Origin of the sequence: Mycobacteroides sp. CBMA 271 (assembly GCF_009729205.1) — a bacterium.
Classification (GTDB): domain Bacteria; phylum Actinomycetota; class Actinomycetes; order Mycobacteriales; family Mycobacteriaceae; genus Mycobacterium.
Genome location: NZ_VTHB01000006.1, coordinates 205,555 through 229,977, shown reverse-complemented (window position 1 = coordinate 229,977; position 24,423 = coordinate 205,555). Strand labels below are relative to the sequence as shown.

General features: G+C 64.2%; 27 protein-coding genes. 13 read left to right on the top strand and 14 right to left on the bottom strand.

The window, feature by feature from the left end:
• Nucleotides 1-37: 37 nt before the first annotated feature.
• From FZI91_RS17280 to FZI91_RS17255, 5 genes are all read left to right on the top strand, one after another.
• Nucleotides 38-193 carry a hypothetical protein gene (locus FZI91_RS17280; protein ID WP_155940308.1) on the top strand — a complete coding sequence of 52 codons (156 nt, stop codon included), beginning with the start codon at nucleotides 38-40 and terminating at the stop codon, nucleotides 191-193.
• A gap of 193 nt (nucleotides 194-386) precedes the next feature.
• Nucleotides 387-1,010, top strand: a complete 624-nt coding sequence (locus tag FZI91_RS17275; protein ID WP_162526180.1) for a superoxide dismutase — start codon at nucleotides 387-389, stop codon at nucleotides 1,008-1,010.
• A 208-nt stretch (nucleotides 1,011-1,218) separates the two neighbouring features.
• Nucleotides 1,219-1,752 (top strand): peptidase, encoded by a 534-nt coding sequence (locus FZI91_RS17270; protein WP_155940306.1) that lies wholly within the window; start codon nucleotides 1,219-1,221, stop codon nucleotides 1,750-1,752.
• A 624-nt stretch (nucleotides 1,753-2,376) separates the two neighbouring features.
• On the top strand, nucleotides 2,377-2,562 hold the full coding sequence (locus FZI91_RS24345) for a TMEM165/GDT1 family protein (protein WP_155940304.1): 186 nt from the start codon (nucleotides 2,377-2,379) through the stop codon (nucleotides 2,560-2,562).
• 607 nt (nucleotides 2,563-3,169) lie between these two features.
• Entirely contained in the window at nucleotides 3,170-3,568 is a 399-nt protein-coding gene (locus tag FZI91_RS17255; protein WP_155940303.1) for a transcriptional regulator, read from the top strand.
• Between the two features lie 105 nt (nucleotides 3,569-3,673).
• On the opposite strand, the gene FZI91_RS17250 is transcribed toward FZI91_RS17255, so the two are convergent.
• The 3 genes from FZI91_RS17250 to FZI91_RS17240 all read right to left on the bottom strand — a co-directional run bounded on the left by FZI91_RS17250 (nucleotide 3,674) and on the right by FZI91_RS17240 (nucleotide 6,747).
• Nucleotides 3,674-4,789, bottom strand: a complete 1,116-nt coding sequence (locus tag FZI91_RS17250) for a hypothetical protein (protein WP_162526181.1) — start codon at nucleotides 4,787-4,789, stop codon at nucleotides 3,674-3,676.
• Complete coding sequence (locus tag FZI91_RS17245) at nucleotides 4,786-5,277, bottom strand: ImmA/IrrE family metallo-endopeptidase (RefSeq protein ID WP_155940302.1); 492 nt, start codon at nucleotides 5,275-5,277, stop codon at nucleotides 4,786-4,788. Before FZI91_RS17245 ends, FZI91_RS17250 begins: the two co-directional genes overlap by 4 nt.
• 63 nt (nucleotides 5,278-5,340) lie before the next feature.
• Nucleotides 5,341-6,747, bottom strand: a complete 1,407-nt coding sequence (locus FZI91_RS17240) for a hypothetical protein (RefSeq protein ID WP_162526203.1) — start codon at nucleotides 6,745-6,747, stop codon at nucleotides 5,341-5,343.
• A gap of 315 nt (nucleotides 6,748-7,062) precedes the next feature.
• Between FZI91_RS17240 and FZI91_RS17235 the strand changes: the two genes are divergently transcribed.
• The 4 genes from FZI91_RS17235 to FZI91_RS17220 all read left to right on the top strand — a co-directional run bounded on the left by FZI91_RS17235 (nucleotide 7,063) and on the right by FZI91_RS17220 (nucleotide 9,750).
• Nucleotides 7,063-7,719 carry a DUF6474 family protein gene (locus tag FZI91_RS17235; protein WP_155940300.1) on the top strand — a complete coding sequence of 219 codons (657 nt, stop codon included), beginning with the start codon at nucleotides 7,063-7,065 and terminating at the stop codon, nucleotides 7,717-7,719.
• A 3-nt stretch (nucleotides 7,720-7,722) separates the two neighbouring features.
• Nucleotides 7,723-8,388 (top strand): YcnI family protein, encoded by a 666-nt coding sequence (locus FZI91_RS17230; protein ID WP_155940299.1) that lies wholly within the window; start codon nucleotides 7,723-7,725, stop codon nucleotides 8,386-8,388.
• Complete coding sequence (locus FZI91_RS17225) at nucleotides 8,388-8,945, top strand: copper resistance CopC family protein (RefSeq protein WP_155940298.1); 558 nt, start codon at nucleotides 8,388-8,390, stop codon at nucleotides 8,943-8,945. The genes FZI91_RS17230 and FZI91_RS17225 overlap by 1 nt, the downstream gene beginning before the upstream one ends.
• 169 nt (nucleotides 8,946-9,114) lie before the next feature.
• Entirely contained in the window at nucleotides 9,115-9,750 is a 636-nt protein-coding gene (locus tag FZI91_RS17220; protein WP_155940297.1) for a hypothetical protein, read from the top strand.
• Nucleotides 9,751-10,524: 774 nt separating this feature from the next.
• On the opposite strand, the gene FZI91_RS17215 is transcribed toward FZI91_RS17220, so the two are convergent.
• The 3 genes from FZI91_RS17215 to FZI91_RS17205 all read right to left on the bottom strand — a co-directional run bounded on the left by FZI91_RS17215 (nucleotide 10,525) and on the right by FZI91_RS17205 (nucleotide 12,248).
• The gene (locus tag FZI91_RS17215) at nucleotides 10,525-11,073 is read right to left on the bottom strand and encodes a hypothetical protein (RefSeq protein ID WP_162526182.1); all 549 of its coding nucleotides are present in this window, start codon (nucleotides 11,071-11,073) and stop codon (nucleotides 10,525-10,527) included.
• Between the two features lie 234 nt (nucleotides 11,074-11,307).
• Nucleotides 11,308-11,709, bottom strand: a complete 402-nt coding sequence (locus tag FZI91_RS17210) for a hypothetical protein (protein WP_155940295.1) — start codon at nucleotides 11,707-11,709, stop codon at nucleotides 11,308-11,310.
• A 263-nt stretch (nucleotides 11,710-11,972) separates the two neighbouring features.
• Nucleotides 11,973-12,248, bottom strand: a complete 276-nt coding sequence (locus FZI91_RS17205; RefSeq protein ID WP_155940294.1) for a hypothetical protein — start codon at nucleotides 12,246-12,248, stop codon at nucleotides 11,973-11,975.
• Nucleotides 12,249-12,267: 19 nt separating this feature from the next.
• Between FZI91_RS17205 and FZI91_RS17200 the strand changes: the two genes are divergently transcribed.
• From FZI91_RS17200 to FZI91_RS17185, 4 genes are read left to right on the top strand one after another with little or no spacing between them, the layout of a single operon-like run.
• Nucleotides 12,268-12,615, top strand: a complete 348-nt coding sequence (locus FZI91_RS17200; RefSeq protein ID WP_239001790.1) for a TipAS antibiotic-recognition domain-containing protein — start codon at nucleotides 12,268-12,270, stop codon at nucleotides 12,613-12,615.
• Between the two features lie 23 nt (nucleotides 12,616-12,638).
• Entirely contained in the window at nucleotides 12,639-13,127 is a 489-nt protein-coding gene (gene rraA / locus FZI91_RS17195) for a ribonuclease E activity regulator RraA (RefSeq protein WP_155940292.1), read from the top strand.
• Nucleotides 13,127-14,314, top strand: coding sequence for an amino acid deaminase/aldolase (locus tag FZI91_RS17190; RefSeq protein ID WP_155940291.1), 1,188 nt, complete (start codon nucleotides 13,127-13,129; stop codon nucleotides 14,312-14,314). The genes rraA and FZI91_RS17190 overlap by 1 nt, the downstream gene beginning before the upstream one ends.
• Complete coding sequence (locus FZI91_RS17185; RefSeq protein ID WP_162526184.1) at nucleotides 14,311-15,597, top strand: D-arabinono-1,4-lactone oxidase; 1,287 nt, start codon at nucleotides 14,311-14,313, stop codon at nucleotides 15,595-15,597. The genes FZI91_RS17190 and FZI91_RS17185 overlap by 4 nt, the downstream gene beginning before the upstream one ends.
• Here FZI91_RS17185 and FZI91_RS17180 read toward each other — a convergent pair.
• From FZI91_RS17180 to FZI91_RS17145, 8 genes are all read right to left on the bottom strand, one after another.
• Entirely contained in the window at nucleotides 15,587-15,784 is a 198-nt protein-coding gene (locus FZI91_RS17180; RefSeq protein ID WP_155940289.1) for a hypothetical protein, read from the bottom strand. The two genes, FZI91_RS17185 and FZI91_RS17180, sit on opposite strands and share 11 nt — an antisense overlap.
• A 99-nt stretch (nucleotides 15,785-15,883) precedes the next feature.
• Nucleotides 15,884-16,675: an enoyl-CoA hydratase/isomerase family protein gene (locus FZI91_RS17175; RefSeq protein ID WP_162526185.1), complete on the bottom strand. Its 792-nt coding sequence runs from the start codon at nucleotides 16,673-16,675 to the stop codon at nucleotides 15,884-15,886.
• Nucleotides 16,676-18,166 (bottom strand): NAD(P)/FAD-dependent oxidoreductase, encoded by a 1,491-nt coding sequence (locus FZI91_RS17170; protein WP_155940288.1) that lies wholly within the window; start codon nucleotides 18,164-18,166, stop codon nucleotides 16,676-16,678.
• An 86-nt stretch (nucleotides 18,167-18,252) separates the two neighbouring features.
• Nucleotides 18,253-20,190: an NAD(P)/FAD-dependent oxidoreductase gene (locus tag FZI91_RS17165; RefSeq protein WP_162526186.1), complete on the bottom strand. Its 1,938-nt coding sequence runs from the start codon at nucleotides 20,188-20,190 to the stop codon at nucleotides 18,253-18,255.
• A gap of 4 nt (nucleotides 20,191-20,194) precedes the next feature.
• Nucleotides 20,195-21,430 carry a cytochrome P450 gene (locus FZI91_RS17160; protein WP_155940287.1) on the bottom strand — a complete coding sequence of 412 codons (1,236 nt, stop codon included), beginning with the start codon at nucleotides 21,428-21,430 and terminating at the stop codon, nucleotides 20,195-20,197.
• A complete protein-coding gene (locus FZI91_RS17155; protein WP_162526204.1) occupies nucleotides 21,427-22,266 on the bottom strand; it encodes a mycofactocin-coupled SDR family oxidoreductase in 840 nt (279 codons plus the stop codon). Before FZI91_RS17155 ends, FZI91_RS17160 begins: the two co-directional genes overlap by 4 nt.
• Nucleotides 22,266-23,807: an NAD(P)/FAD-dependent oxidoreductase gene (locus FZI91_RS17150; RefSeq protein WP_155940285.1), complete on the bottom strand. Its 1,542-nt coding sequence runs from the start codon at nucleotides 23,805-23,807 to the stop codon at nucleotides 22,266-22,268. Before FZI91_RS17150 ends, FZI91_RS17155 begins: the two co-directional genes overlap by 1 nt.
• Nucleotides 23,804-24,397 carry a TetR/AcrR family transcriptional regulator gene (locus FZI91_RS17145; protein WP_162526187.1) on the bottom strand — a complete coding sequence of 198 codons (594 nt, stop codon included), beginning with the start codon at nucleotides 24,395-24,397 and terminating at the stop codon, nucleotides 23,804-23,806. Before FZI91_RS17145 ends, FZI91_RS17150 begins: the two co-directional genes overlap by 4 nt.
• Nucleotides 24,398-24,423 lie beyond the last annotated feature (26 nt).

Below are 24,423 nucleotides of genomic sequence, written 5' to 3'. Positions count from 1 at the left end.
TGAATGTACTTGCACTGGATGGCAGGGAGGCGCGGCAATGTCGGCACGGTCGGCAGGACACGAGTCGATGTCTACTTCCGGTTGGCAGCTAACTCCCGGCTGCTACAACACCTCTTACCGTGTCGCCGCGTTCCGCGCACTTCTCATCGCTCTGGTGCTTGCGGCTGGCCTCGCGTTTCTCATCCTGATCTAGCTGGAACTGCCGGCGTCCCGTTTCACCGGCCCAACATCGGGTGCCCGATTGAGGATGCATGCGTCCTTGCGAGGCGTTGCGCAATAGAGCAGGGTTGAATCTGTAGGCCGGCATGCCGGTGCAACCGGATAGGCCGTGCCTTCTATTGAGTGGATCCGCACTCGCGGATACGAAGCAAGCGGAAAGGAATCTCGTGGCTGAGTACACACTGCCCGATTTGGACTACGACTACGGAGCGCTGGAGCCCCACATCTCGGGACAGATCAACGAGCTGCACCACAGTAAGCACCACGCGGCCTATGTGGCGGGCGTCAATTCCGCAGTCGCCAAGCTGGAAGAGGCCCGGGAGAAGGGCGACCACGCCGCGATCTTCCTCAACGAAAAGAACCTGGCCTTCCACCTCGGCGGCCACGTGAACCACTCGATCTGGTGGAAGAACCTGTCGCCCAACGGTGGCGACAAGCCCACCGGTGACCTGGCGGCCGCCATCGACGACCAGTTCGGTTCGTTCGACAAGTTCCAGGCGCAGTTCGCCGCCGCCGCCAACGGCCTGCAAGGTTCAGGCTGGGCAGTGCTCGGCTACGACAGCCTGGGCCAGAAGCTGCTGACCTTCCAGCTGTACGACCAGCAGGCCAACGTTCCACTGGGCATCATCCCGCTGCTCCAGGTGGACATGTGGGAGCACGCCTTCTACCTGCAGTACAAGAACGTCAAGGCGGACTACGTCAAGGCGTTCTGGAACGTGGTGAACTGGGCCGACGTACAGGACCGGTACACCGCCGCCACCACCAAGACCTCGGGTCTCATCTTCGGCTGATTCTCACTGGCTTGGCTTGGGCCCCGGATTTGTGACAATCCGGGGCCCAAGCGCTGCGCTGAGGTCCCCAGCTCGCGCGAATACCGTCGGGCCTTTTCGCGGCGTGTCCGCTAGCAATTGCGAGGCGACTCCGCGCATGGTAATTCTGAAGTGAGCAGCGTCGCGCAGTGTGGATGGTCATGTCAGAGTGATTGCGAGCGTGGCAGATATGACGGCTAGTTCGGATCGACCGGTCGAGATCGCGCCCTTCCACGCCGGCGGCTCGCTCCGCGGATTCGTGGTGTGCGGCCGCTGGCCCGATTCCACCAAGGAATGGATGCAGCTGCTCATCGTGACGGTGCGCATCGCCACGGTACCTGGATTGCTCTCCACCACAACGATTTTTGGGGCCCGAGAAGACCTGCCCGACGATCCGGTACCCGGCATGGTTGGCCTTGTCCTCGCAGAAGGCACCGTCCTCGGCGAATCAGCCATCACCCCTGGATATTTCGCAGACCACCAACCTCCGGCCCTACTGATGCTTCACCCCCCATCCGAGACCAACCCCTCGCTGCCTGAATGCCTCGGCGCGGCGTCGGGTTGCCTCCTCCTGCCTGGATTACCGCACCTGGGGCTAGAGCACCGCGCGGCCTGGGTAGAAGCCGAATCCGACGGCACGGTGACATCCGTGGTGAGCCGGGTGGGTATCGACCCCATCAGCGATCCAGACACCGCCGTATTGGCCATGTTACTTGCCGCATAACGGATTACAGCATTTCGCCTTCTCGATACTTAAGAATCTTCTCGGACACCCGAAACCTTCTCCCCCGCTGGCATTTTCCGTTTCTGGCGCTACGGTGGCGAAGTAATCGAAGGGGAGTAGCCCCCCAATCGCGCGGTCGACATACTGGCGCCACGCGCCCGGCCGGCGGACCGAAAACACTCGGTGAGCGAGACCCTCGGCAACTGCCCGGACACTAGCCCTGGGCGTTGCCGAAAGGTCTGAAGTCGATGCCCTCAACAATGTTGTCGGCCGCAGCAGTGAGTTTTGGCGTGGTGTTCCTTGCCGAGCTCGGCGACCGTTCCCAGCCGATGGCCAGGAGCTACGCGCTTCGCTATCAGTGGTGGAGGTGCTCGCCGGCATCACGGCGTCCTCGGTGGTGGTGCACAGCCTCTCCGTCGCCGTCGGACACTTCCTTGGGGCCATCCTCCCCGCACGCGCCCCATCGCTTTCTGCGCGGGTTTGGCGTTCCTTGCCTTCGCGATCTGGACGTGACGCGAGAACAACGCAAACGACGGCGGCGAACCAGCGACCGCCCGCACGACCCGTTTCGCCTTCCTGGCGATCATTTCCTCATTCATTCTGGCGGAGCTTGGAGACAAGACGATGCTGGCCACGGTCGCACTCGCCAGCGACCATCAGCGGAACGGCGTGTGGCTCGGCGCGAGGACGGGCACGGTGTGCGCTGACGCGGTCGCCATTGCCGTCGGCGCCCTCCTGCATCGCTCGCTTCCGTCGCATCTGCGCAGAACATCGCCGCGGCGCTCTTCGCGATCTTCGGGTTTTGGATGACCCTGGACGGCACCCTCGGGCCGCGGTGGGTGGCTGTGACCGCCATCGGGTCCACTATGGTTGCTGTGATCTTCCTCACAGTCCATCGGTGTCGATTTACCGCTGGTCAGAGGGGATGCCCTGCTGGCGGGCACACTTGCGGTCAATGTTCCAGTATTTGACCGTTACCCCAGCGCGGCGATTCGCTCCATAAACGCAAGCTGCCGTTATCGTCACCGTCATGACATCGTGCCAGGTCAGCGTGGCGTGCGCTGAGGAACTGCGGCGCCGGTGCGAGTAGCAACCCTGCAGGTTGTAGAGCCGGGTACCGATCTCGGTGGGTACAGGAAACGAATGCGAGCACCGCACACGGCTCATGCCGGGGCCTCCCGGCCGTCGCCGTGGGGATCCATCAATCATTTGCCTGGGAACGAAGATTCCCAGATGGTCGTGAATATTGGACGCTGCACAGATGTACCCGAGCTAGCAGGTTTGGATAACCGAACACCGCGTCCACCGTCGGCGAACTTGATGGTTGCGCTTGGCTACAAGCAAAACTAAGGTTACGATAGGCAGCAAATACGTCCCCCGAATTAGCAACATCATCTGTTTGTGGAGGTAAGGCTCGATGAGCACCACGTTCACCGCACGTTTGAATCGGTTGTTCGATACCGTGTACCCGCCCGGGCGCGGCCCACACACCTCTGCCGAGGTGATCGCGGCGCTGCGTTCCGAGGGCATCACGATGTCCGCGCCGTACCTGTCGCAGCTGCGATCGGGTAACCGCACCAACCCGTCTTCGGCCACCATGAAGGCACTCGCCAACTTCTTCCGGATCAAGTCGGCGTACTTCACCGATGACGAGTACTACGAGAAGCTCGATCAGGAGCTGACCTGGCTCGCCAACATGCGCGACGAAGGTGTTCGCCGGATCGCCGCCCGCACCGTGGGTCTGTCCCCGGAGGCACAGGATCGCATCACTCAGGCCGTCGACGAATACCGTCGCAAAGAGGGTCTCGACAGCTAGTTCTACCGCTTGTCTGGCCGGTCCACTCGGGGAAGGACCGGTCAGTTTGGCGTTCACCGTTAGTTCGAGCGGTGGTGCCGGGGGACGTGGTGACCAGTACACAACTTAAGAATGACGTTCGGCACGCACCAGCCTGCGGTACTCAGAGGCGATCGCGAGAATCCATTCGCGGTCGGAGTATCCGTCGGGCTGGTGTAGCCATTCTGGGCCCGGGAAATTCTCTTCCGGATCTCCTTCGGTGAGAACCCATCTCACCACCGCGTGGGCCTGAGCATCGGGCGGTACATCGAGGTTCACCGGCTCCACACCGAGATCGATATCGCCGTCGCCCTCCGATTCGGGGTCAAGCCCCTGAGCGTGCATGGCCTCCAAGAAGAGCGCATCGGAAATGTACGCCATCCGATCGGCAACCTGGAATGCCAACGGACCGCGCGGTCGTACCCCGATCGCGGCGTCGGGTTGACGCTCCCGGAGGTCTTTGAATAACGGTGCCAGCACGAACATCTCACGCCGAGCCACCAACCACGTCTCGAAGGTCGGAAGTAGCGACCCCACCGCCACCAGCGCCATCGCGCAACCGATGAGCGTGGCAGCGGTACCGATCGTCACATACTCCGAATTGGCGACCGCAACACCGGCCACCACCAGCACGGCCAGTACCAGCAGGCTGATTCCTACGGTGAAGAGGAACAGAGCGCGGCCCCGACGGGTGCGGTTGGAGTAGGCCATCCCGGCCCACAGCACCACTGATAGTGCCACCGCGATGTACAGCATCGGAATCAGCCAGGCGGTGCCGGAGGCGAAGCCACCCAGGTCGTGCTTGAGGAATTCGCGAGGTGTCAGCTCGGGCTGCCGTCCACGGAAGAAGAACACGGCAAGACTGGCGCCCGCGATGATGGCTGCGGCAAGGTACTGCCAGCGCGCCCACCTCTTGTTGGCGGCCGACGTTCGGCTTGCGGACATGCTGGTGATCATCACGCAGCTGCCGGCCGCACAGGCCGTCAGCGCGGCCTGGCTCGCCGCCACGGAAATGTTGGGCCAGCCCAGCGAGCTGTCCACCAGCATCGTCAGCGGCTCCCAGTTCAGCGCCGACACCAAGGCCAGGCTTCCCAGCGCGACGATCATTCCGGTGCTCACCGGGGATTGTTTGTGGACAAGTACCCACCCGATGCGCAGACCCGTCGCCATCCCCAGCAGCCCGGCAATAACCCAGGCGATCACCCAAAGGCCTCCCCGAGCCTCACCTGAACGATGGATGCACGATCAGATGGCAACCGGCCCAGCCGGTACAGCAGCAGCGCCGCGAAATCCTCAGCCTCCTGCTCAGCCTCCATGCCGTCCGCACCCATGCAACCGGTGCGCTGCGACAGCATGTACGCAATGAGGTCATCGCTTGCGAATTCCGCTTCGTCCCTTGCCATTTCGACAACGGATATACCCTCGTGCCGCAGCACCACATGGCCGAGTTCATGGGCGAGCGTCCTGTCCCAGGTGGGTAGGCCGCGTTGGATGATGAAGATGTCTTCGTTCTCGTACTGGCGCCATTGGCCGCACACCCCGGACGGTAGGTCCGCGGAGATGATCTCGATGGACCGGTCTCGATCGCGGCCAACGGCCTCGACGAGTGCGGTGAGTGTCACCTCGCCCTTGCGCGGAGCCAGGTCGAGAACGGCATTGACGGCATCCGTCACACGACGGCCTGCGCCCATGAGCCTCTCCCCTCGCGTGCCTTCCCGGACAGACCCCTAACGGGGTGCTGTATCGATTCTCCCCTATTCGAGGAAGCGGGCGGCAGCGGAGGCGCGAACCGTGTGCCCGGCCTTGGCCTGCCGATATCCGAGCGCGGCTCCGATGAAGGTCATCATCGCGATGCCGGCGGCACCCGGAATGGCCACCGCGGCGATCTCGGACGTCTTCGTCAGCCGGAGATAGTCGGTGTAGCCGGTGCGCGGCGCGATCGTTTCGGCCGCGACGTACTGCTGGATCGGCTTTGCGACGGCATCGGGCTGCCGGGCACCGCCCGCGGTGACGACGACGTCGCCGCCGCGACCGCCTTCGGCCTGTCGCACGGTGGTGACCGGCGGGGCCGGGGGCACTACCGGAGGCGGCGCGGCGATCACCGGCGGCGCAGGCGGTGTCGCGATAGCGACCGCCGGGGCCTTGGGCAACGTTGCGGACGGCGGAGACACCGGTCCGGTGTGGATGCCCGGGTTTCCTCCCGGGGTACGCGTTCCCGCCGCGCCACCCGAAGGGGCGTCAACGTTCGGGGTCCCACCGATGCCGGGAAGCCCGGGCAGGTTAATCACGTGCTCGTGGTCAACCCCGGACTCGTGGTCGTGAGTCGTTCCGCCATTGGGCGTGTGCGTTGTGCCGCCCCCGGCACTCGGCTTCTTCCAAATGACAATGGTGCGCCCGCCCATCTTGATGGTGACGCCAGGAACCTTGGGCTCCTCGGAGGACGTCGTCTCGTGCTCCGTGTGCGTGGATCCTGCCGCGGGTGCATCCGCAGTCGCGCCCGAGGCGGTCGGGGTGTGCGGTGATGTTGCGGTCTCGGTCTTGGGCGTCGTGGCGGTCACCGTCTTGGGCGGCAACACGCCGAGTGCACCCGGTGGGCCAGTATGCTCGCCGGTCTCGGCCGTTGTGCCACTTGGTTTTTCAGTCGATGTGGCGGTGGAGTTCGTAGTGGGACCGGTGTGGACGCCCGCGGGACCGCCGGAGTTCGGCAGATTCGCTCCGATCCCCGTACCGGTGGGCGTATGCGTGCTCGGACCGACGGTGCCCGGCGCGTCGTCGGACGATTTGACGCTGGAGCCCACCGAGCCTGGCTTCGGGACATTCGCGCCGGGACCCTTGTCCTTGTCGCCCTTGTCGCCGCCGCTGCCCTTCGAGTCGCTGGAGTGGCCGCCCGCGGCGCCCTCCGAACCGGACCCGCTGTGCAGGCTCTTGCCGAAGGACGGGGATGAAGGCGCGTTCCGGGTGCCGCCGCTGCCGGGGCCTCCGCCGCCCCCCACGCCGCCGCCGAGCAGGCCGCCCGTGATCTTGTGGATGACGCCGCCGAGACCGTTGTGGTCGTGATCGTTATCCGATCCACCACCCGGCTTAGCGTCCGCCGCCGGCGTGGTGATGGCAAAAACCCCGAATCCGCCCATCAGCGTTCCCGAGCTGAGCACGGTCACCACAGCTGCGCGCGCGGACGCACACTTCAGCCGCTGGCGTCGCCCAGTCGATTTTGCTCGATGTCGCCCCACGGCGACCAGGATGCCGGGAATTTGCTCACAGGTCAACTTTATGGCCCGGATGAGAGCTGTTTCACCCTATGTTTCCTATGTACCGCCCGAATGGTGGTCGCCAATGTTTCGCTGGGGTCGATCGGGAATCTTTGCAGTGCACGGTGCGACCCCTGGAATATGCGGCCCTATCCGCACGGGGCCGACGCGGATCGGCGCGCTAGGGTTAGCGCCACACTCGCAACGCGATGAACGGAGGCCGCTGGGATGGGTCTACTCACCAGCCGCAAGAGCCGCTCGACGAAACGGGCCGAGGCTCAGGCGCTGAAGGCGAAGGCCAAGCTCGAAGCAAGGCTGGCGGCGCGAAACGACCGTCGACGGATGCATATGCAAGCGCGCTCGGAGTCTGCCGCCCGGCGTGACACGCGCAAGACCGAGCTGGCGACGTTGAAGGCGCAGCGGCTGATCGCCCAGGATCAGCTCAAGGCCGTGCGCGAGGGCAAGCTGTTGTCCCCTACGCGGATCAAACGCACGTTGACGGTGGTACGGCTGCTGGCCCCCATTCTGCTGCCGCTGCTGTACAAGGGCGCCATCGCGATCCGCGGGGTGCTGGATCAGCGTCGGGCCGATCGTCTCGGCATTCCGCTTGCCGAACTCGGCCAGTACTCGGGATACGGCGCGGAGTTGTCGGCGCGCATCGCGGGTGCGGAGCAGTCGGTTCAGGCCGTGCTGGACAGAGCGCCCAAGGACGCGGAGAACAAGAAGTTCACGTCGGCCGTCCGTGCCCGGCTGGACGAGTTGGGTACCGCGGTGGGTGCCGCCGAGCACATGCCGCCCACCCGTCGTCGCGCGGCGCACGCTGCGATCGCCCGCGAACTGGACGGCATCGACGCTGACCTACTGGCACGACTCGGAGTGAGGTAATCGATGCGCGTATTTCCCCGGATACTCACGGCCACGGCTACGACGGCCGCCGCACTGTTGGCGCTTGCCATCCCGGCTGCCGCCCACGTGCGGGTGACCACGGATAACACCGCGCGTGGCGGCTACGCGACGCTGGAGTTCTCGGTTCCCAACGAGTCCGAGGCGAAGTCGCTGACCACCGAGCTGACAGTTCGGTTGCCCGACGTCGGCTCGGCCAGCACGGAGCTGCTGCCGGGCTGGACCAGCGCGGTCGATAGGGACACCGCAAAGGGCACCGTCCGGTCGGTGACGTGGAAGGCCGTGGCCGGTAACGGCATTGGGCCCGATCAGTTCGCGTTGTTCCGGGTGCGCGTCAAACTGCCCGACACCGACTCGGTGAGCTTCCCGGCGACACAGACCTACGCCGACGGCACGGTCGTTACGTGGGATCAGCTGGCGCAGCCCGGTGGGGACGAACCCAAACACCCGGCGCCCACGCTCGATCTGACGCAGGGAAAGGCCGACCACGATGGCCACTCGGCGCACGGGCCCCAGGTGTCGGCAATGCATGAGTCCGGAAACTCCGGAGCTCACCCTGACAAGACCGCACGCTGGTTCGGCGGGATCGGTCTGGTCCTCGGCGCCGTCGCGCTTGCGTTGACGCTGACGAATCGACGGAGGCAACAGTGATGAGAGTTCTGCATAAGTCGGCGTCGCTAGTCATCTCGGCGTTCATCGCGCTGGCGTTGAGCCTGGCTTTGCCGGGTATCGCGTCGGCGCACGCGGTCAAGGTGTCCTCAGATCCAGGCGAGAACGCGGTGTTGTCCGGGCCTCCTGCCCAGGTCAGTGCCACCTTCAATGAGCCGCTCCAGAAGCGTTTCGCGGCGATCACGATCATCGGCCCCGACGGCAAGACCGATCAGTGGCAGTCCGGCGACCCGGTGGTTTCTGGCGCGACGATTTCGGTGGGGATGAAGTCCACGGCCCCCGCCGGGAAGTACGCGGTGAACTTCCGGGTGATCTCCGAGGACGGTCATCCGGTCGACGGATCGTGGCCGTTCACCATCACCGCATCGGGAGCACCGGCCTCCGCGGCAGCCCCGACGGCGTCTCAGCAGCCGTCAGCAACAGCCGCGTCTACCCCGGCGAACACGACCGACGGCGAGATGCCCATGTGGCCGTTTGTCGTGGCTGTGGTGGTTTCGGTGGGTGCCGCGCTCATCTGGACACAGCGTCGCCAGTCGTGATTTACGAGCCCTCTGCGGGCCCACGACTGGCCTTTTCTCGCCGTGACGGCATGATGGACAACGGCGGGGCGGCAAGCCTTCGGGTATGAGCCGCCCATCGTGGCCGCGAGCGGTCACGGTTTCCCCCGAGGACGAACCAGACGACCAAAACTTGCGAAGGAGCAGGCGCATGGCGGACCAGGACAATTCGGCTAACGAGCCCAACCCGACACCGGAGAAGCCCGCCGCCGGCGAGGCACCCAAGCCCGCGCCCCCCTCGCGGCCAGCGAAGGCGGCCAAACGTCCGGCCGCCAAACGCGCACCCGCCAAGCGGGCCGGCTCGTCGGCACCTCCCAAGTCCGGTCCCACGGCCGAGCCGGGCCCGAAGCCGGCCCAGGCACCTGCGGTCGAGGCCCACAAGCCCACACCGCCGCCGGCGGCAACACCGGCTCCCACGCCTGCGCCGGCGGCCGAGTCGACTCCAGCTGCACCCAAGCCCCAAGCGACCCCTGCGGCCAAGCCCGTAGCGGCCCCGCAACCCCCGCCCGCGCCGAAGCCCGCCGCCGAAGCCCCTAAACCCGCGGCTCCCCCCGTGATACCTACGCCTGAGCCGGCGCAGCCTGATCTCGCGGCAGCGGCCAAGGAAGCTGCCGCGAAGGCGAAGTCGAATGTCGACACAGCCCCACCGCCGATTCCCGGCCCCGCACTCGAACGCGGCCGTCAAGCGCCGAACGTGAAGATCGCGCTTGGCGCCGCATTCACGATCCTGGTGCTGTTGCTGCTGCGACGCCGTCGTCATCGCGAGGATTCCGTCGAATCGGAGTAATCCCTACCGCGAAAAGGGCTTGACCCTCACGGCACGGGAGGCCGCACGGTGTCCTCATGAGTACGGCGTCCTTATGATTTCGTAGGGGTGAGATGTGTCCTGATGCACCTCAGAAAGGCGTTCATGTCCTGTGTAGTGCATATCTGAGGGGTATGTTCCAGACGGGTATGTATGGGGTCTTGGTGAACGTTCGACATCACCGTACTGGCTGGAAGCCAAGTGCCAGTTGCGCTCTCGCAGTGTTCGGTTAGGCATCGTATTCGAGCAAGGATGCTGCTTGCCGCGGCTCTGACGGTTGGTGTCGAGAAAGCTGGGTATGCGGCCCCGATCCAGATTTGTATCGAGGCTCAACGAGCGGTTCGGGAATGCTGGTCACTGGGTGCTTCCGCGGGATCTGCAGGTAGACAACACGCGTAGTTGAGGTCACGCGGATTTCTCCCGCCGTGCTTTCTGCCTCATCGTGGACCGGTTATCTGCAGGTCCGCTATGACAGCGGCGACGACTTCTATTCGCCCGCAGAATGTTCCCGCTATTGCGAACACAGCGCTATGTGGACCTTGTGTCGGTCTTCTCGATAACCGCGTTCGCGAACGCCGTTGGGCTGTGATCGTTTTCCGTCAAGTTGCGACCCGTTGAAGTGCGCGTCGACGGTAGCGCTCTGCTCTCTGAGCTATTGATCAACGTGCGCGAGCCACGAAATGGAAGAGTGCAACTGAGGAGGCGCGGATGCGCCGGGGTGAGACATGGCTGCCGCCCCGGCGAGAACGGGCTTGTTCAGAAAACGCCGTCGGGGTCGACTGTTGAGATCACAAAGCCGTGGGTCACTTCTGGGCCGGTGGTATCCCGTTCTGTTGACGCTTTAAGCAGGCATACCAGCTCAGATCGTTGTGGTACTCCACACACCAGGGACTGTTGATTGGAAAATGCCCAGAACACGATTTTGTGGCCTTCAGGCAGCAGGACTGGCGGTTGGCCGCCGGTGACATCGGGTGGAGTTGAGAGGTACCGGGCCGGCCCGTCTCCCGCGGCGTAATACCCCTGCACGGTCACACCGCGGGTGCCCGGTGGTGCCGTGCTCGGGCGCGGGGTGAAGCCCGCACAGCTCACGCTGGGTGCGACCTTGCCAATAACACTCTTTCTGCAGACAACACCGGTCGAAGTCGTGAACACGAAATCGGGTGTCTGCATGAGGTCTGTGGAATCGGCGGGCAGCGGACCGCTGTCATCAATCAGAGCGTCGATGTCCGAAACATACGGTGCCGCACCCGCGTCCGGCGGCACACTCAGCGGTGTCAACGAAGCAAAACCCACCGCACAGAACACGAGCAGGATTCTGACGCTACGCCCGCTAGATCTCAAGACAATCGCCATATTCTGAAATTCCTTCGGTTGCTTGCTGTTACGGCTGTTTCCTAGGCATCAAAGGGGATTGAAATGAAGGCCAGCTCAACTGTCCAAGGGTTGAGCGGTCCGGTATCCGGTGTAGCCCACACTTTCCAGATCGAAGTATTTCGGTATGCCGCCAACTGGCTCCGCGAAGGGGCATGAACCTTGTAGTCAAGCGTCGCAGTCGCCATACAAGGTGGCCAAGGAGCTGACTGTTTCACTCCAAACGTGGCAGGCGCCGTCGCAGTTTTCGATCAGCACCTGCAGGTCGTCGAACTGGCGGGCACCGAAGTAATCGGCCGCCCGGTTGATCGTGTCCGCGGTGTGCTGCGCTTCTGCCTTGATCTCCGGATCAGTCGTTTCTCGTGCGGCTTGCTCGATAATCGCAGCCCGGTTACGGAAGCGTTTGACCACGGCGGCGGTGTCATTGCCGCTATGATCATTCGCTGTAGCCTGGCCCATTCGATCTTTCGCAGCGATCACCGCATCACAGCGACCAGGATCTGCCGCTGCGGACACGGCCCCCACCTGCAGCAGTATCGCGGCAACAGCTGCCACCACGATCAAACGCACGCCACTCATCTTGCCCCCAGCCTGACTCACCAGTAAAATTTGCTGGAAGCAACTGTATCGGCAGCACCTGGAGTTTGTCCAGCAACTACCGTCGGTCGAAAATAACGAGCGGCGGCTACTGAGACCGAGGCGAATCGTCCAGCAAGATATAGCCGCTGGGAACCGCTAGTTGTGTTAAGTCATGACGTTGGTGACACGATGACCGTGCACGCTGGCGGTTGAGTGCGCAGCCACTGAGGGCTTTTTCAGGATCATGGTCCCGATCAAAAGCCGCTGCTATTGCCGTCCTGACGCAATACGAACCCGCGCTTGGTGGTGTCGATGCATGCAGTGAAATCTGCTCCCACACCGCACGTCGAGCCTTTGAAACTCAATTTGCTTCCCGCTACCAGGACGGGGCTATCGAATTCGGTGCAATAGACCTGGGCCGGACCCAATGCCTTGGACGGATCGTTCGGATCGACGGGGATACGCCAGAGACCGTCGCCCTTGTTTAGGTAGTCCCCGGTGTACACGTAGCCATCCAGATACGTGCCCAAGTCGAACGAATCTCCCTTGTTGGGCGAGTTTTTCTCGAAGCTATCGTTCAGCGATTTCTGGTGCGGCACCACCAAGGCGGACTGGATCCGGATCAAGACCGAGAGCGACCGGCTGCTTGCCGACCTCGCGGCGGCCAAACGCGAGGGGATCGAAGCCGGATCGCAGCGGGCCAACGCGCTGGCCGAGGCGCACCGCCTCGGAATCGAGACGTACTACGACTGCACAGCGGAGATGCAGGTGTGTCTTGCACAGATGTACGTCGCGGACGACCGGTTCCGGGCGTACCACGACGATGCCGAGCCTGGCCTGGCGCAGTGGCTGCACGATGTTGTGATTGCCTCGCACGACACTGCCGCCACGACGTAGCGCGCGCCGAATAAGCTCGGTGTATGAGCACCGGACCGATCACGCCCCGCCCGACCGCCGACCTGGGAGACGAGCTGGGGATCGACATGGCCAGTTGCGATCTTCAGCTCACCCAGTTCGGCGCGCGGTCGGTGTTCGCCGGAGTGATCACCACGGTGCGCTGCCATCACGACAACGCACTGCTGAAATCCATGCTGTCGGAGCCAAGTTCGGGTGGCGTGTTGGTGATCGACGGCGGTGCCTCGATGCACTGCGCCCTCGTCGGCGACATCATCGCCGGGATCGCCGTTGACAGTGGCTGGTCTGGCCTGGTCATCAACGGGGTGGTTCGCGATAGTGCCACCCTGGCAACCATGGATATTGGCATCAAGGCCCTTGGCACCAATCCCCGAAAGGGCACCAAAACCGGTGCCGGGGAACGCGATATCGTCGTGAGCTTCGGCGGCATCGACTTTATCCCGGGCGCGATCTGTTACGCCGACCATGACGGCGTCGTCGTGGTTCCTTCCTGATGTCGGTGCGACGGCTGGCGGAAGCACTGCCCGGGGCACCCGCGCCGCTGGCCGCCGTCGATATGGATGCGGCACGCGCCAACGCCGCGGCGTTGGTCGCCGCGGCCTCCGGGTTACCCATCCGGGTAGCGAGCAAGTCGATACGCAGCACCGCACTCATCCGGAAGTTCTTAGAGATACCTGGGTTTCACGGGGTACTGGCCTTCACGCCGGCCGAGGCCGTGCATCTGGCTGACGCCGGCGTCGATGACCTGCTGATCGCCTACCCCAGCGTCGACCGTGGCGCACTGGCGATGGCGGCCCGGCATCGCTCCGTCATTCGGCCCTTGATCGATTCGCCCGATCACGTGCGCTTACTGGCGTCCGTCGCAGAGGAAACCAACGCGCCCATCCCGGTCTGCCTCGATATCGACGCCGGGTGGCGACCGCTCAATGGCCCGGTGCACCTGGGACCGAAGCGCTCGCCGGTACGCACCCCAGAGCAGGCCGCGGCACTCACCGATCTCGTGTGCGCCACGCCCGGGCTACGGCTGGCGGCGGTGATGTCCTATGACGGGCAGATCGCCGGAGTCGGCGATATCGTCCCGGGAAATCCCTGGTACCAGTTGGCTGTTCGCGGCATGCAGGCGTCCTCGCTGCGCGAGCTCGGCGAGCGTCTCCCCAAGGTGCTGGACGCGGTGACCGCGCGGCTGCGTGCCGCCGGGGCGCCGCCGCTGGAGTTGGTGAACTCCGGCGGCACCGGCAGCCTGGCCCGTATCGCGGGACTGGGTTTCGCCACTGAACTGGCCGCCGGATCGGGCTTCTTCGCCCCGGCGCTCTTCGACAACTACCGCAGCCTGCATCTGGACCCAGCCGCCGCGTTCGCGCTGCCGGTAGTGCGCAAGCCGGCACCGGAGCTGGCCACGGTTCTCGGTGGCGGGTACATCGCCAGCGGGCCGACCGGGGCAAGCCGCGTTCCGGTCCCGTCGTGGCCGACGGGTTTGTCCTTCGAACTGTCCGAGGGTGCCGGGGAAGTGCAGACTCCGCTGCGCGGGGCCCGAGCACTGCAGATCGGCGATGTGGTGTGGTTCCGGCATGCGAAGGCCGGTGAGCTCTGCGAGCATTTCACCGAACTGCAGCTCGTCGAGGGCGGCCAGCACGCCGGATCGGTGCCCACCTACCGCGGCGAGGGAATGATGTTTCTGTGACCGCCTGGCAGAACTGGAGTGGTCAAACTTCTTGTACCCCAGCACTGGTCGCCCGTCCGCAGTCCGAGGAAGAGCTGGCGTTCGCCCTGAAACGGTCGGCCGGGCGATCGGTGCGGCCGATCGGCTCATCGCATTCCTTCACCGAGCTGTGCGTCACCGACGGTGTGCAGATTGACCTCTCGGCATTGCGTCAGCTGATCTCGGTGGATGGGCAGGACCGGGTACGGGTGCAGGCCGGCATCACCCTGCACGATCTCAATCGCAAGCTGTTGCGCCGGGGGCTGGCGCTGCCCAATCTCGGCGATATCGACACCCAGACGCTCGCGGGGGCGGCTGCCACCGGCACGCACGGCACGGGCCTGGGGTTCGGCAATATCTCGCAGACCATCGTGTCCATGCGAATCATGGCCGCCGACGGCACGATTCACGAGATCTCGGGCGGTGACGAGCTGCGCGCAGCGCGGATCTCGCTGGGTGCACTGGGTGTGGTCACCGAGCTCACCCTGCAGTGTGTGCCGTCCTTCCGGCTGCACCGCCGCCAGTCGGTGCGCGACCTGGATTCCGCGCTGGCCGACCTACCCGCATTACTCGCGGGCACCGATCACCTTGAGCTGTATCTGTTTCCACATACGCGGCGGGTGCTGCTGCTGCAGTCGAAGCGCACCGATGAGGATCCGTGGCCCAGCCACCCGGTGAAACACTGGGTGGAGCGCGACCTGGTGGAAAACGGCGCGCTCGGCGCCTTGATGTGGGCGGCCGGGCGCGTGCCGTCGGCGGCCCCCCGGATATCTAAATTTGTTGCGGCCCTGGCGGGTTCCAATGAGTCACAAGATGAGAGCGCCTCGGTGTTTGCGAGCCCTCGCAAGGTGAAGTTCACCGAGATGGAGTATTCGCTTCCGCTGGAAAATGCCGGCGAGGCCATCGAGACCGTGCTGACCGCCATCGAACAGAATCGTCATCGGGTGGCGTTCCCCCTGGAGGTGCGCTTCACGCAGGCCGACGATGCACTGCTGGCGCCGGCCTACGGGCGTGAAAGCGCGTATCTTGCTGTGCACCAAACGATTCACGGCCAGTGGGAGCCGTACTTCCGGGACCTCGAGCCCATCCTCGTCGGGCTAGAAGGTCGCCCGCATTGGGGTAAGCGGCACACACTGACTGCGGAGCAGCTAAGCGTGCGGTATCCGGAATGGCAGACGTTCCAGGACGTGCGCGCGCGGCTGGACCCCGAGGGCATGTTCAGCGGCACATACTTGAATCGACTGCTGGGACCGGTCAGGCCCTGAACCAGGGCGGCGGCGTCGGGACGAAATCGGGGTCGGTCACGATGGAGGTCGTCTCGGCGACTTCGACAGCCCAGACGAAATCGGAGCTCCAGCCCGTCAGGTGTGGCGGCGCAGCGGTGCCGAGGTCCGAATGTGGGAGCGCACGGGACACCTCGTCCAAGACGGAGCGAACGTTGTGTCTTCCCACGATGCGCTCCCTCCACAAGACAATGACGATTATTTGGCTACGCTCCGTACCAGATATAGATTAGGCAGGTCGGGTCAAAGATTCAACCCGTGACGAGCCCTAATCGTGGTGCGAGCGAGCACGCCAACGCGGGGCGCGACCTTCCCTGAATGCGCGCGGGCCCTCGACCGCATCCGCCGACCCCATGAGCTGCAGGTGATCGGTCGTCTCCCTCTCGGCGACGGCATCCGCCGACATTCCCCTCGTCTGCGCGTCCCACAGCAGCCGCTTGGTGAGCGCTGCCGATTGCGGCGCCACGTTCGTCGCGATATCGCGCGCCATCACCAACGCGGCGTCGAGGACTTGACTCGCGGGCAGGCACCGATTGGCCAGTCCGGTCTCCACGGCGCGCTGTGCCGAAAAGGGAGCTCCGGTCAGAAGTAGTTCTGCCGCCACGGCCGTTCCCACCAGGCGCGGTAACGTCCAGTGCGCCATGGCATCCGGCGCCACCCCGAATCGCACCTGAGGTATGGCGTAGCGCCCCTCTTCAGCGAGGATGCGTATGTCTGCATGCAGGGCGAGCGTCATCCCGATACCGATGGCGTGACCGTTCACCGCGGCGATCACCGGGGTGTTCAGTTCGAATGCGGTGGGCCGCACCGGAGAGGCCGAGAACTCTGGATTGCTCGGGGCGGCAAATGTTTCCGCGCCAGCAGAGATCTCTGCACCGCTGCAGAACGCCGGTGGGGTGCCGGTAAGCACGATGACGCGCACTGCGGGGTCGTCATCGAGCCGCCGGTACGCGGCACCGAGCTGGCGGCCCAGCTCGGTGGTGAAGGCATTGCGCGTCGTCGGTCCGTGCAGCGTTAGTACCGCTACTGCCTCTCGAATCTCCGTGCGGAGCTCGGTCACCTAGGTGTTGACAGCTTCCTTGTCCGCGGCGGCGACGACGGCCGTCTTCTTCTTGCCGAAGCGCATGCCCTCGGTGATCCGGCTGCGCCGCATCATCCCGACGTCGTACGCGTAGTTCTGCTTGAGCCGCCACGGGTGCTTGGAGCCCTGCTTCGGCAGCTCTTCCAGGGCGCGCAACACGTATCCGGGGGTGAATTCCATGAACGGCAACGGTTCCACCGTCGGGTCGTTGAGCTCGGGCACGGCCGTGGTGTAACCATGCTCGTCCATGTAGTTCAGCAGGCGGCACACATACTCGGACACCAGGTCGGCCTTGAGCGTCCAGGACGCATTGGTGTAGCCGATTGTGAAGCCCATGTTCGGGACGCCCGTCAGCATCGCGCCCTTGTACACCGTCAAGTCCCGTAGGTCGACCGGGGTGCCATCGATGGACGGGATGATGCCGCCGAAGATCTGCAGGTTCAAACCCGTTGCGGTGATGATGATATCGGCGTCGAGGTGCTTGCCAGACTTGAGCTTGATGCCTGTCTCGTCGAAGGTCTCGATGTGATCGGTGACGATCTCGGCTTTGCCCTTACGGATGGTCTTGTACAGGTCGCCGTTGGGTACCACACAGAGGCGCTCATCCCACGGGTTGTACTTGGGGCCGAAGTGCTTCTTGTAGTCGTAACCCTTAGGCAGCTGGAGTTTGGCCTGCGCCATGATGATTCGCCGCGCCGCCCGCGGGAATTTGCGGCTGGCCTGGTAACTGAAGATCAGCTGACCGATGTTGAGCCAGCGCGCGACCGGATAGGCCGCCTTGGTGGGCAACACCTTTCGTAGACCGTTGATGATCGGGTTCTCGTTGGGCAGCGACAAGATATACGTGGGTGAGCGCTGCAGCATGGTGATGTGTTCGGTGTCGTCGGCCATCGCCGGGACCAGGGTCACCGCGGTGGCACCACTGCCGATTACCACGACCTTCTTGCCCTTGTAGTTCAAGTCCTCGGGCCAATGCTGCGGGTGCACGATGGTGCCCTTGAAATCGTCGGCGCCGGGGAACTCCGGCGAGTAACCCTGGTCGTAGTTGTAGTAGCCGCTGCAGCAGAACAGGTAGTTGCAGGTGTACTCGACGGTCTTGCCGTCGTTCTCCACGGTGATGGTCCACTGTTGGTCCGCGCTGGACCATGCGGTTCCGACGACCTTGTGCCGGTATTTGATGTGGCCGTCGAGGCCCGCGTTGGCGGCGGTCTTGTGGACGTAGTCGAGGATCGACGGCCCGTCGGCCAGGGTGCGACTGTCGTTCCACGGAGAGAACCGGAAGCCCAGGGTGTACATGTCCGAATCGGAGCGGATGCCCGGGTACTTGAAAAGATTCCAGGTACCGCCCATGTCGTCGCGCATCTCCAGCACGGCGTAGGTCTTGGAGGGGCAGCGGTTCTGGACGTGCCAGGCGGCACTGATTCCCGAGAGGCCGGCGCCGACGATGAGCACGTCAAAGTGTTCGGACATGCCGCGATGCTACCGCTTACGGATCGGCGAGAAAAGTAAAGTTAGCCCTTGCGATCGCGCCGACAATATGCAAGCGCCGCCGCAGGTCAGGGCGCATTGACTGCGGTGAACACGTACTCCGACCAGTCCGGTCGCCGCACAGCGTGCCAATACTCGGGCAGTCTCCAGGGGCTGACGGTGTGGATCTCGCCGTCGTCATTCTTAAAGTAGGAATGCTCGATGGCCGGGTGCGACCACACCATCTTCTTGATCTGATCCTGCGTGCGACGGTGCCACTCGGCCGCGGGCTGCTCCGCCGGTTCCATCGACAGGGCGCTATCGCCGGCCAGCCGTTCCAGGCATTGCGCGATGTACCGCATCTGCAGTTCGGACTGGAAGATCAGGCTCCCACCGTGGGCCAGGTGGGTGCCCGGCCCGTAGATGATGAAGAAGTTGGGGAACCCCGGCACCGTGATGCCGCGATGCGCGTACGGCCGGTCACCCCACATGCTGCGCAGCTCCACACCGTCGCGGCCCACAATGCGCATCGGCCACAGCACCTCGGTGGCGCGGAATCCCGTGGCGTAGACGATCACGTCGATGGGGCGGACGGCGCCGTCCGCGGTGACGATTCCGTCTGGCTCGATTCGTTCGATGGGTGTGCGCACCAACTCGACGTTGTCGCGGCTCAGTGTTCGCAACCAGCTGCCGTTGTCTTGCAGCGTGCGTTTACCGGTGGCCGGGTAGTCGGGCAGTACCTGCGCCAGTAGCTGACCGTCTTCGCCGACCTGCCGGGTTATCCAGTCGGTGAACATCATTCGCGCGGCAGCATTGATCGCGCTGACCGCATAGTCCTGGTCGGGGTACTCGGGATCGACTTCGGCCGCATCGAGTCCCTTGTCGGCACCGGGCCACAGGAGCAGGAACCGGTACCAGCGGCCGTAGAACGGCAGATGTTTCATGGCCCACCGCACCCCGTCTTCGACCCGGTCGTGGTACATGGCGTTGGGGAACATCCATTGCGGGGTGCGCTGGAACACCGTGAGGTGCTCGACGGTCTCGGCGATGGCGGGGGCGATCTGGAATCCGCTGGCGCCCGCTCCGATCAGCGCGACCCGCTTGCCGGTGAGATCTACCGAGCCATCCCAGCGCGCGGAGTGGAACGCCGGCCCGGTGAAGGCGCCGGCCCCTTCGAAGGGCGGGATGTTTGGGCGGTTGAGCTGGCCCACCGCGCTGATGACGGCGCGGGCTCGAAGCTCTTGTATCTCCCCACTTTTGGCGCGAAGCCGTACTGTCCACCGGGCTTCGTTCTCATCCCAGGCGGCCGACTCAACCTCGGTCTCCCACAGTACGTGCTTGCCCAGCCGGTGCTTGTCGATCATCGACTGGAAGTAGTCGCGTAGTTCCGGCTGTTCGGCGAAGTAGTGGCTCCAGCCGTCACTCGGCTCAAAGCTGTAGCAGTAGAAGTGATTGGCGACGTCCACGCGGGCGCCGGGATATGCATTTTCCCACCATGTTCCGCCTGGTCCGGCGTTCTTCTCGATGATGGTGAAGGGGATGTCGGCCTGTGCAAGTCTGATGCCCGCCAGGATCCCTGATTCCCCGCAGCCGATGACAACGACGGGAAGCTCCGCTGTGTGGCTCGGTTCCAGCGGAGTGGCGCGGCGCGGATCGGCCCCCTCCAGATCGAGCTCTTCCAGCACCAGAGGCAGGTAACAGTCGGGCACCTCCTCGCAGGCAGCCCAATTCATCATTTCGCGAACCAGCTCGGCCGTCAGCGGCACCGGCTCTGGGCAGCCGCGGTCGCGGTACTCGATGATCGCGTCCAGTGCCAGTGCCCGCACTCGCGCCTTGTCCTCCTCGGACATGAAGCCCTGGACCTCGTTGAGGAAGGTGGCGGCCTGCTTGAACTCGTGGATGTATCGCGGGTCCCCCGTGATGTGAACCAGCGAAAGCAGCAGCGTAGGAACGCTGACGTCCTCAAGAGCGGCAGTGATCTCGGGCGTCGGGGTGGTGAACGGGATACCCGCGTAGCGGTTTCGCACCGGACTAGCCGACGTAACTCGCGGGCAGCGACACCACGCCGTTGATCCAGCCCGACCGGAACCGGGTGGGCTCCCCGGTCGGCATCAGATTTGGGAGCCTGTCGGCCATGGCTTCGAACATGATGCCGATCTCCAGCCGGGCGAGATTCGCGCCCAGGCAGTAGTGGATCCCATGGCCACCGAACGCCAGGTGCGGGTTCGGGTCACGCTCGATATTGAAGGTGAACGGGTCGTCGAACACCTCCTCATCGAAATTGGCGGAGGCGTAAAACATTCCGACGCGCTGCCCCTGCTGGATCTGCACTCCCCCGAGCTCGACGTCCTGCAGCGCGGTGCGCTGGAAGGCGATGATAGGGCTGGCCCAACGAATGATTTCGTCGGCGGTGGTCTGCGGGCGGCGTTGCCGATACAGCTCCCATTGCGCCGGATTGTCGGCGAAGGCAAGGACGCCGTGAGTAATGGCGTTGCGCGAGGTTTCGTTGCCCGCGACCATCAGCTGAATGACGAAGTAGGCGAATTCCAGCGGGGTCAGCGCACGGTCGTCGTAGGCGCCCTGAACCAGCCCGGTAAGGATGTCGTCCTGCGGATTCTTTTGGCGTTCTTCGGCCATCGCATACGCGTAGCCCAACATGGAGACCGTGGCGGTGGTGGCAGTGTCTTTGCCGATGGCCGGATCGTCGTAGGCGAACATCTGATTAGTCCAGTCCAGCACTTGCTGACGGTCGGCCTCCGGAATGCCCACGAGGTCGGCGATGGCGTGCATGGGTAACACCGAGGCGATATCGGAAACGAAATTACCGCTGGACTTTTCGGCGGCCAGCTCCACGATGCCCTTGGCGCGTTCGACGAGCCGTTCGTGTAATCCGTTGACGGCCTTGGGAGTAAACAGCGGGGACACGATGCGCCGCAGAATGCGATGCTTGGGTTCGTCCATGTCGATGAGTAGGTTCTCGCGCTGAATATCGAGCTGCTCGGCGGTGATGTCCTCGTTGTAGCGCACCACCGTGGTGTTTGCACTGTTGGAGAAAACCTCGCTGAGGCGCGAGACCTCTTTAACATCAGCGTGTTTGGTGACCGCCCAGTAGCCGTCATCATCGAATCCGGCCACTCCTCGCCGCTGGGCGTTCCACCAGATGGGCTCGGTCCTGCGCAGGTACGCGAACTCCTCGACGGGAATGCGCCGCTGAATGAGGTCCGGGTCGGTGAAGTCGAATCCGGGCGCGAAGGGACATGCGGTCATCGCTTGAGATACCCCTTGTCGACGGGAACCTGCGCGCCGGTCATCACGCCGGATGCGTCGCCGGCGAGCCAGGCGACTACCTCGGCTATCTCCGCGGGCTCGATCAACCGGTCGTTGTCATAGAGCGAAGGGCCGAAACTGGACAGGAAGGTGGGGTGCTGTTCGAGGATCGGAACCATCGTCCGGTCTTCCGCCAGCGCGGTGTTGGTGGCCCACGGATGCACCGAGTTTACTCGAATACCATACTCCCCCAACTCAATTGCGAGTGAGTTGGTGAGTCCGACAACACCGAACTTCGACGCGGAGTAGTGGCCGCAGCCCGGTACTGCCTTGATGCCGGCCGAGGAGCTGATAGTGATGATGGAGCCGCCATTACCGGCGTCGATCATGGCGGGAACGGCCGCCTTGATGGTGTTCCACACGCCGGTCAGGTTGACGTCGATGACATCGCGCCACTGTTCGGGTTCGAGTTCCCACACGCGGCACCAGTTGGCGATGCCCGCGTTGGCGACGACGACATCCAGCCGCCCAAACCGGTTGATCGCCTCTCCGATCACCTTCTGCTGGCCGGCTAGATCGCGTACGTCCACGCGCTCCGCGATGATCTCTCGTCCGAGTTCTCGCACAGCGGCGACCGTTTGGTCCAGGTCCTCCGTCGATCCCGACGGGTACTGGAGGTACGGCGAGGCCTTTTCGCACACATCGATGGCGACGATGTCGGCGCCGTCCTTGGCGAGTCGCAACGCGTACTCGCGCCCCTGACCGCGCGCGGCGCCGGTGATGTAGGCGACGCGCCCGGCGAGCGGCTTATCGGGCTGATTTGTCTGATTTTGGATCACGAGGACGCCTTTGCTTCGGTAGACACGGGACGGAAGGAGTAGTCGGAGATCGGGGAATGCCTTGAGAACCAGTTCATTTCACTCACCGTTTGCGGCCGGTAGTACCGGGCCTCACCCTTGGAGTTCACGAAGTAGGTGCTCAGCGGGGGTTGGCAGTCGGTGGCGTACAGCCGGATCGCCTTGCTCTGGCGCGCCATCCGGCGCACCCATGCGTCGAAGGCAGGTTGCGTCACTTCGGCGACACCCCGCCCAGCGGCGGCGATGATCCGGGCGGCATGGCGCGCATTGGCCTCCACCATGGCGTGCCAGCCCTGCCCCTGGTTGCCCTCGGGCCCCACCAGCACCCACCGGTTGGGCAGACCGGGCAGCGCCGAGCCGCCGTAGGTTCGCATCTCGTGGTCGCGGTAGTACTCACCGAGGTCGAATCCGCCCCGGCCCTGAACGGTTCCCGACCGATAGTGCTCCGGGTCGGTGTAGATCTCATACCCGGTGGCCAGCACCAAGAGATCTACATTGTGGTGCGCGCCGTCGGCAGTCTCGATGCCGGTCTCGGTGATCCGCACGATGGGTTCGGTGACCAGCCGCACCGTGCCCGCGTCCACTGCCTGCAGGAAGTCGTTGGACAGGATGGTGCGACGGGCCAGGATCCCGTAGCCGGGCATCAGGGCGTCGCGTAGTTTGGGATCTCGAACGGTGTCTCGCAACAGGTTCCGATACCAGCGTCGCGCCATCGCGTCATAACGCGGAATCAGTACGCGCAGCATCGATTCCGGAAGCAGTGGCAGGAGATGAAACAGCACGGCCTCCGCGACATCCATCGATGCAACCACCAGCGCGTTGACGAGTGTCAGGATGAACGGCGCGCCCAGGATCCGCTGCACACGCGGCGACAGATCCGGGTTGGGTTTAGGAATAATCCATGCCGGGGTGCGCTGGAAAGTGGTGACGGATGCCGCCGTTTCAGCGACCGCGGGCGCGATCTGAATGCCACTGGAGCCCGTCCCGATCACCGCCGCCCGCTTGCCTGCGTAGTCGTAGGAGTGATCCCACGCGTTGGGCCGCATGGTCCTGCCGCGGAAATCGTCGAGACCGGGGATGTCCGGGCCGGGTTTGGTGTCGATGTATCCGCCGACCGCGCTGATGACGTACCGAGCCCGGATGTCGGGTTTCCCGGCGATCGTGAGCTCCCAGTGGTCATCGTCTTCATTCCAGTGTTCCGCGGTAACGGCACTGTCACCCTGGAAGTGCTTGCGTATACCCAGGTCATCCACCACCGCAAGGTGGTAGCGCTGGATGTCGGCACCGTCGGCGAACAGCTTGTTCCACCGTCCGGTACGCGCAAAGCTCAACTGGTAGAACAGCACCGGGATATCGACGGCGAGGCCCGGATAGGTGTTGTCGCGCCAAGTGCCGCCGAAGTCGTCGGCTCGATCCAGGATGACGAAATCGTCGATGCCACGTTCCAGCAAGTAGTGGGCGGCGGCGATACCACCAGGGCCGGCGCCGATGATCGCGACCTGACAGTCGACGTCGCTCATGCCAGCCCGCGCAGGATGAACCGGGAGAAATAGTCCCGCACCACGTCCGGGTTCTTCAGATCGACGGAGATCGCGGGCAGCACCTCGATGCTCATCAGCGTCCGCATGATCCACTCTGCCGCCTCGGTGGCGTCGACGTCTTCCCCAATCTCCCCGCGTTCCCGGGCGGCTTCGACCTGGGGAACCCAGAATTCGACGGACCGGCGCATCAGGTCATCCCCGCACTCGTCCAGCACCAGTTCCAGCACGTTGGACACATGCAGCGTGGGGTCCAAACGATCCGACCAGGCCCGGTGATCGCTGATGCGCACCGCGGCCTCGCCGACCTGCTCGGCGAGCGTGGTCTTGGCGCTCACGGCCCCGGCGAACAGTTCGATGAACGCGCCCGCAATGAAGCCAACCGCGACGTCGATGGCTTCCTTCTTGCCGCCAAACCAGTTGTAGATGGTTCCACGGGAAACACCGGCCTGATCGGCGGCCGCCGACAGGCTGAATCGTTGGGTTCCGGAGCGGACCAGGGTCTGCGCAACGGCCGCGACGATCGGTTCGGGGACCTCACCGCGCGGGCCCGCCGTCTTCACCAGCTTCACGTTTGAACACTTTGCGCGAATGTGTT

Bases quoted from the DNA above. Each gene is read 5' to 3' on its own strand.
- FZI91_RS17270 (WP_155940306.1), top strand. From the start codon at position 1,219: ATGACGGCTAGTTCGGATCGACCGGTCGAGATCGCGCCCTTCCACGCC.
- FZI91_RS17255 (WP_155940303.1), top strand. From the start codon at position 3,170: ATGAGCACCACGTTCACCGCACGTTTGAATCGGTTGTTCGATACCGTG.
- FZI91_RS17245 (WP_155940302.1), bottom strand. From the start codon at position 5,277: ATGGGCGCAGGCCGTCGTGTGACGGATGCCGTCAATGCCGTTCTCGAC.
- rraA (WP_155940292.1), top strand. From the start codon at position 12,639: ATGAGCACCGGACCGATCACGCCCCGCCCGACCGCCGACCTGGGAGAC.
- FZI91_RS17220 (WP_155940297.1), top strand. From the start codon at position 9,115: ATGGCGGACCAGGACAATTCGGCTAACGAGCCCAACCCGACACCGGAG.
- FZI91_RS17190 (WP_155940291.1), top strand. From the start codon at position 13,127: ATGTCGGTGCGACGGCTGGCGGAAGCACTGCCCGGGGCACCCGCGCCG.
- FZI91_RS24345 (WP_155940304.1), top strand. From the start codon at position 2,377: ATGCTGGCCACGGTCGCACTCGCCAGCGACCATCAGCGGAACGGCGTG.
- FZI91_RS17230 (WP_155940299.1), top strand. From the start codon at position 7,723: ATGCGCGTATTTCCCCGGATACTCACGGCCACGGCTACGACGGCCGCC.
- FZI91_RS17150 (WP_155940285.1), bottom strand. From the start codon at position 23,807: ATGAGCGACGTCGACTGTCAGGTCGCGATCATCGGCGCCGGCCCTGGT.
- FZI91_RS17160 (WP_155940287.1), bottom strand. From the start codon at position 21,430: ATGACCGCATGTCCCTTCGCGCCCGGATTCGACTTCACCGACCCGGAC.
- FZI91_RS17225 (WP_155940298.1), top strand. From the start codon at position 8,388: ATGAGAGTTCTGCATAAGTCGGCGTCGCTAGTCATCTCGGCGTTCATC.
- FZI91_RS17280 (WP_155940308.1), top strand. From the start codon at position 38: ATGTCGGCACGGTCGGCAGGACACGAGTCGATGTCTACTTCCGGTTGG.
- FZI91_RS17235 (WP_155940300.1), top strand. From the start codon at position 7,063: ATGGGTCTACTCACCAGCCGCAAGAGCCGCTCGACGAAACGGGCCGAG.
- FZI91_RS17170 (WP_155940288.1), bottom strand. From the start codon at position 18,166: ATGTCCGAACACTTTGACGTGCTCATCGTCGGCGCCGGCCTCTCGGGA.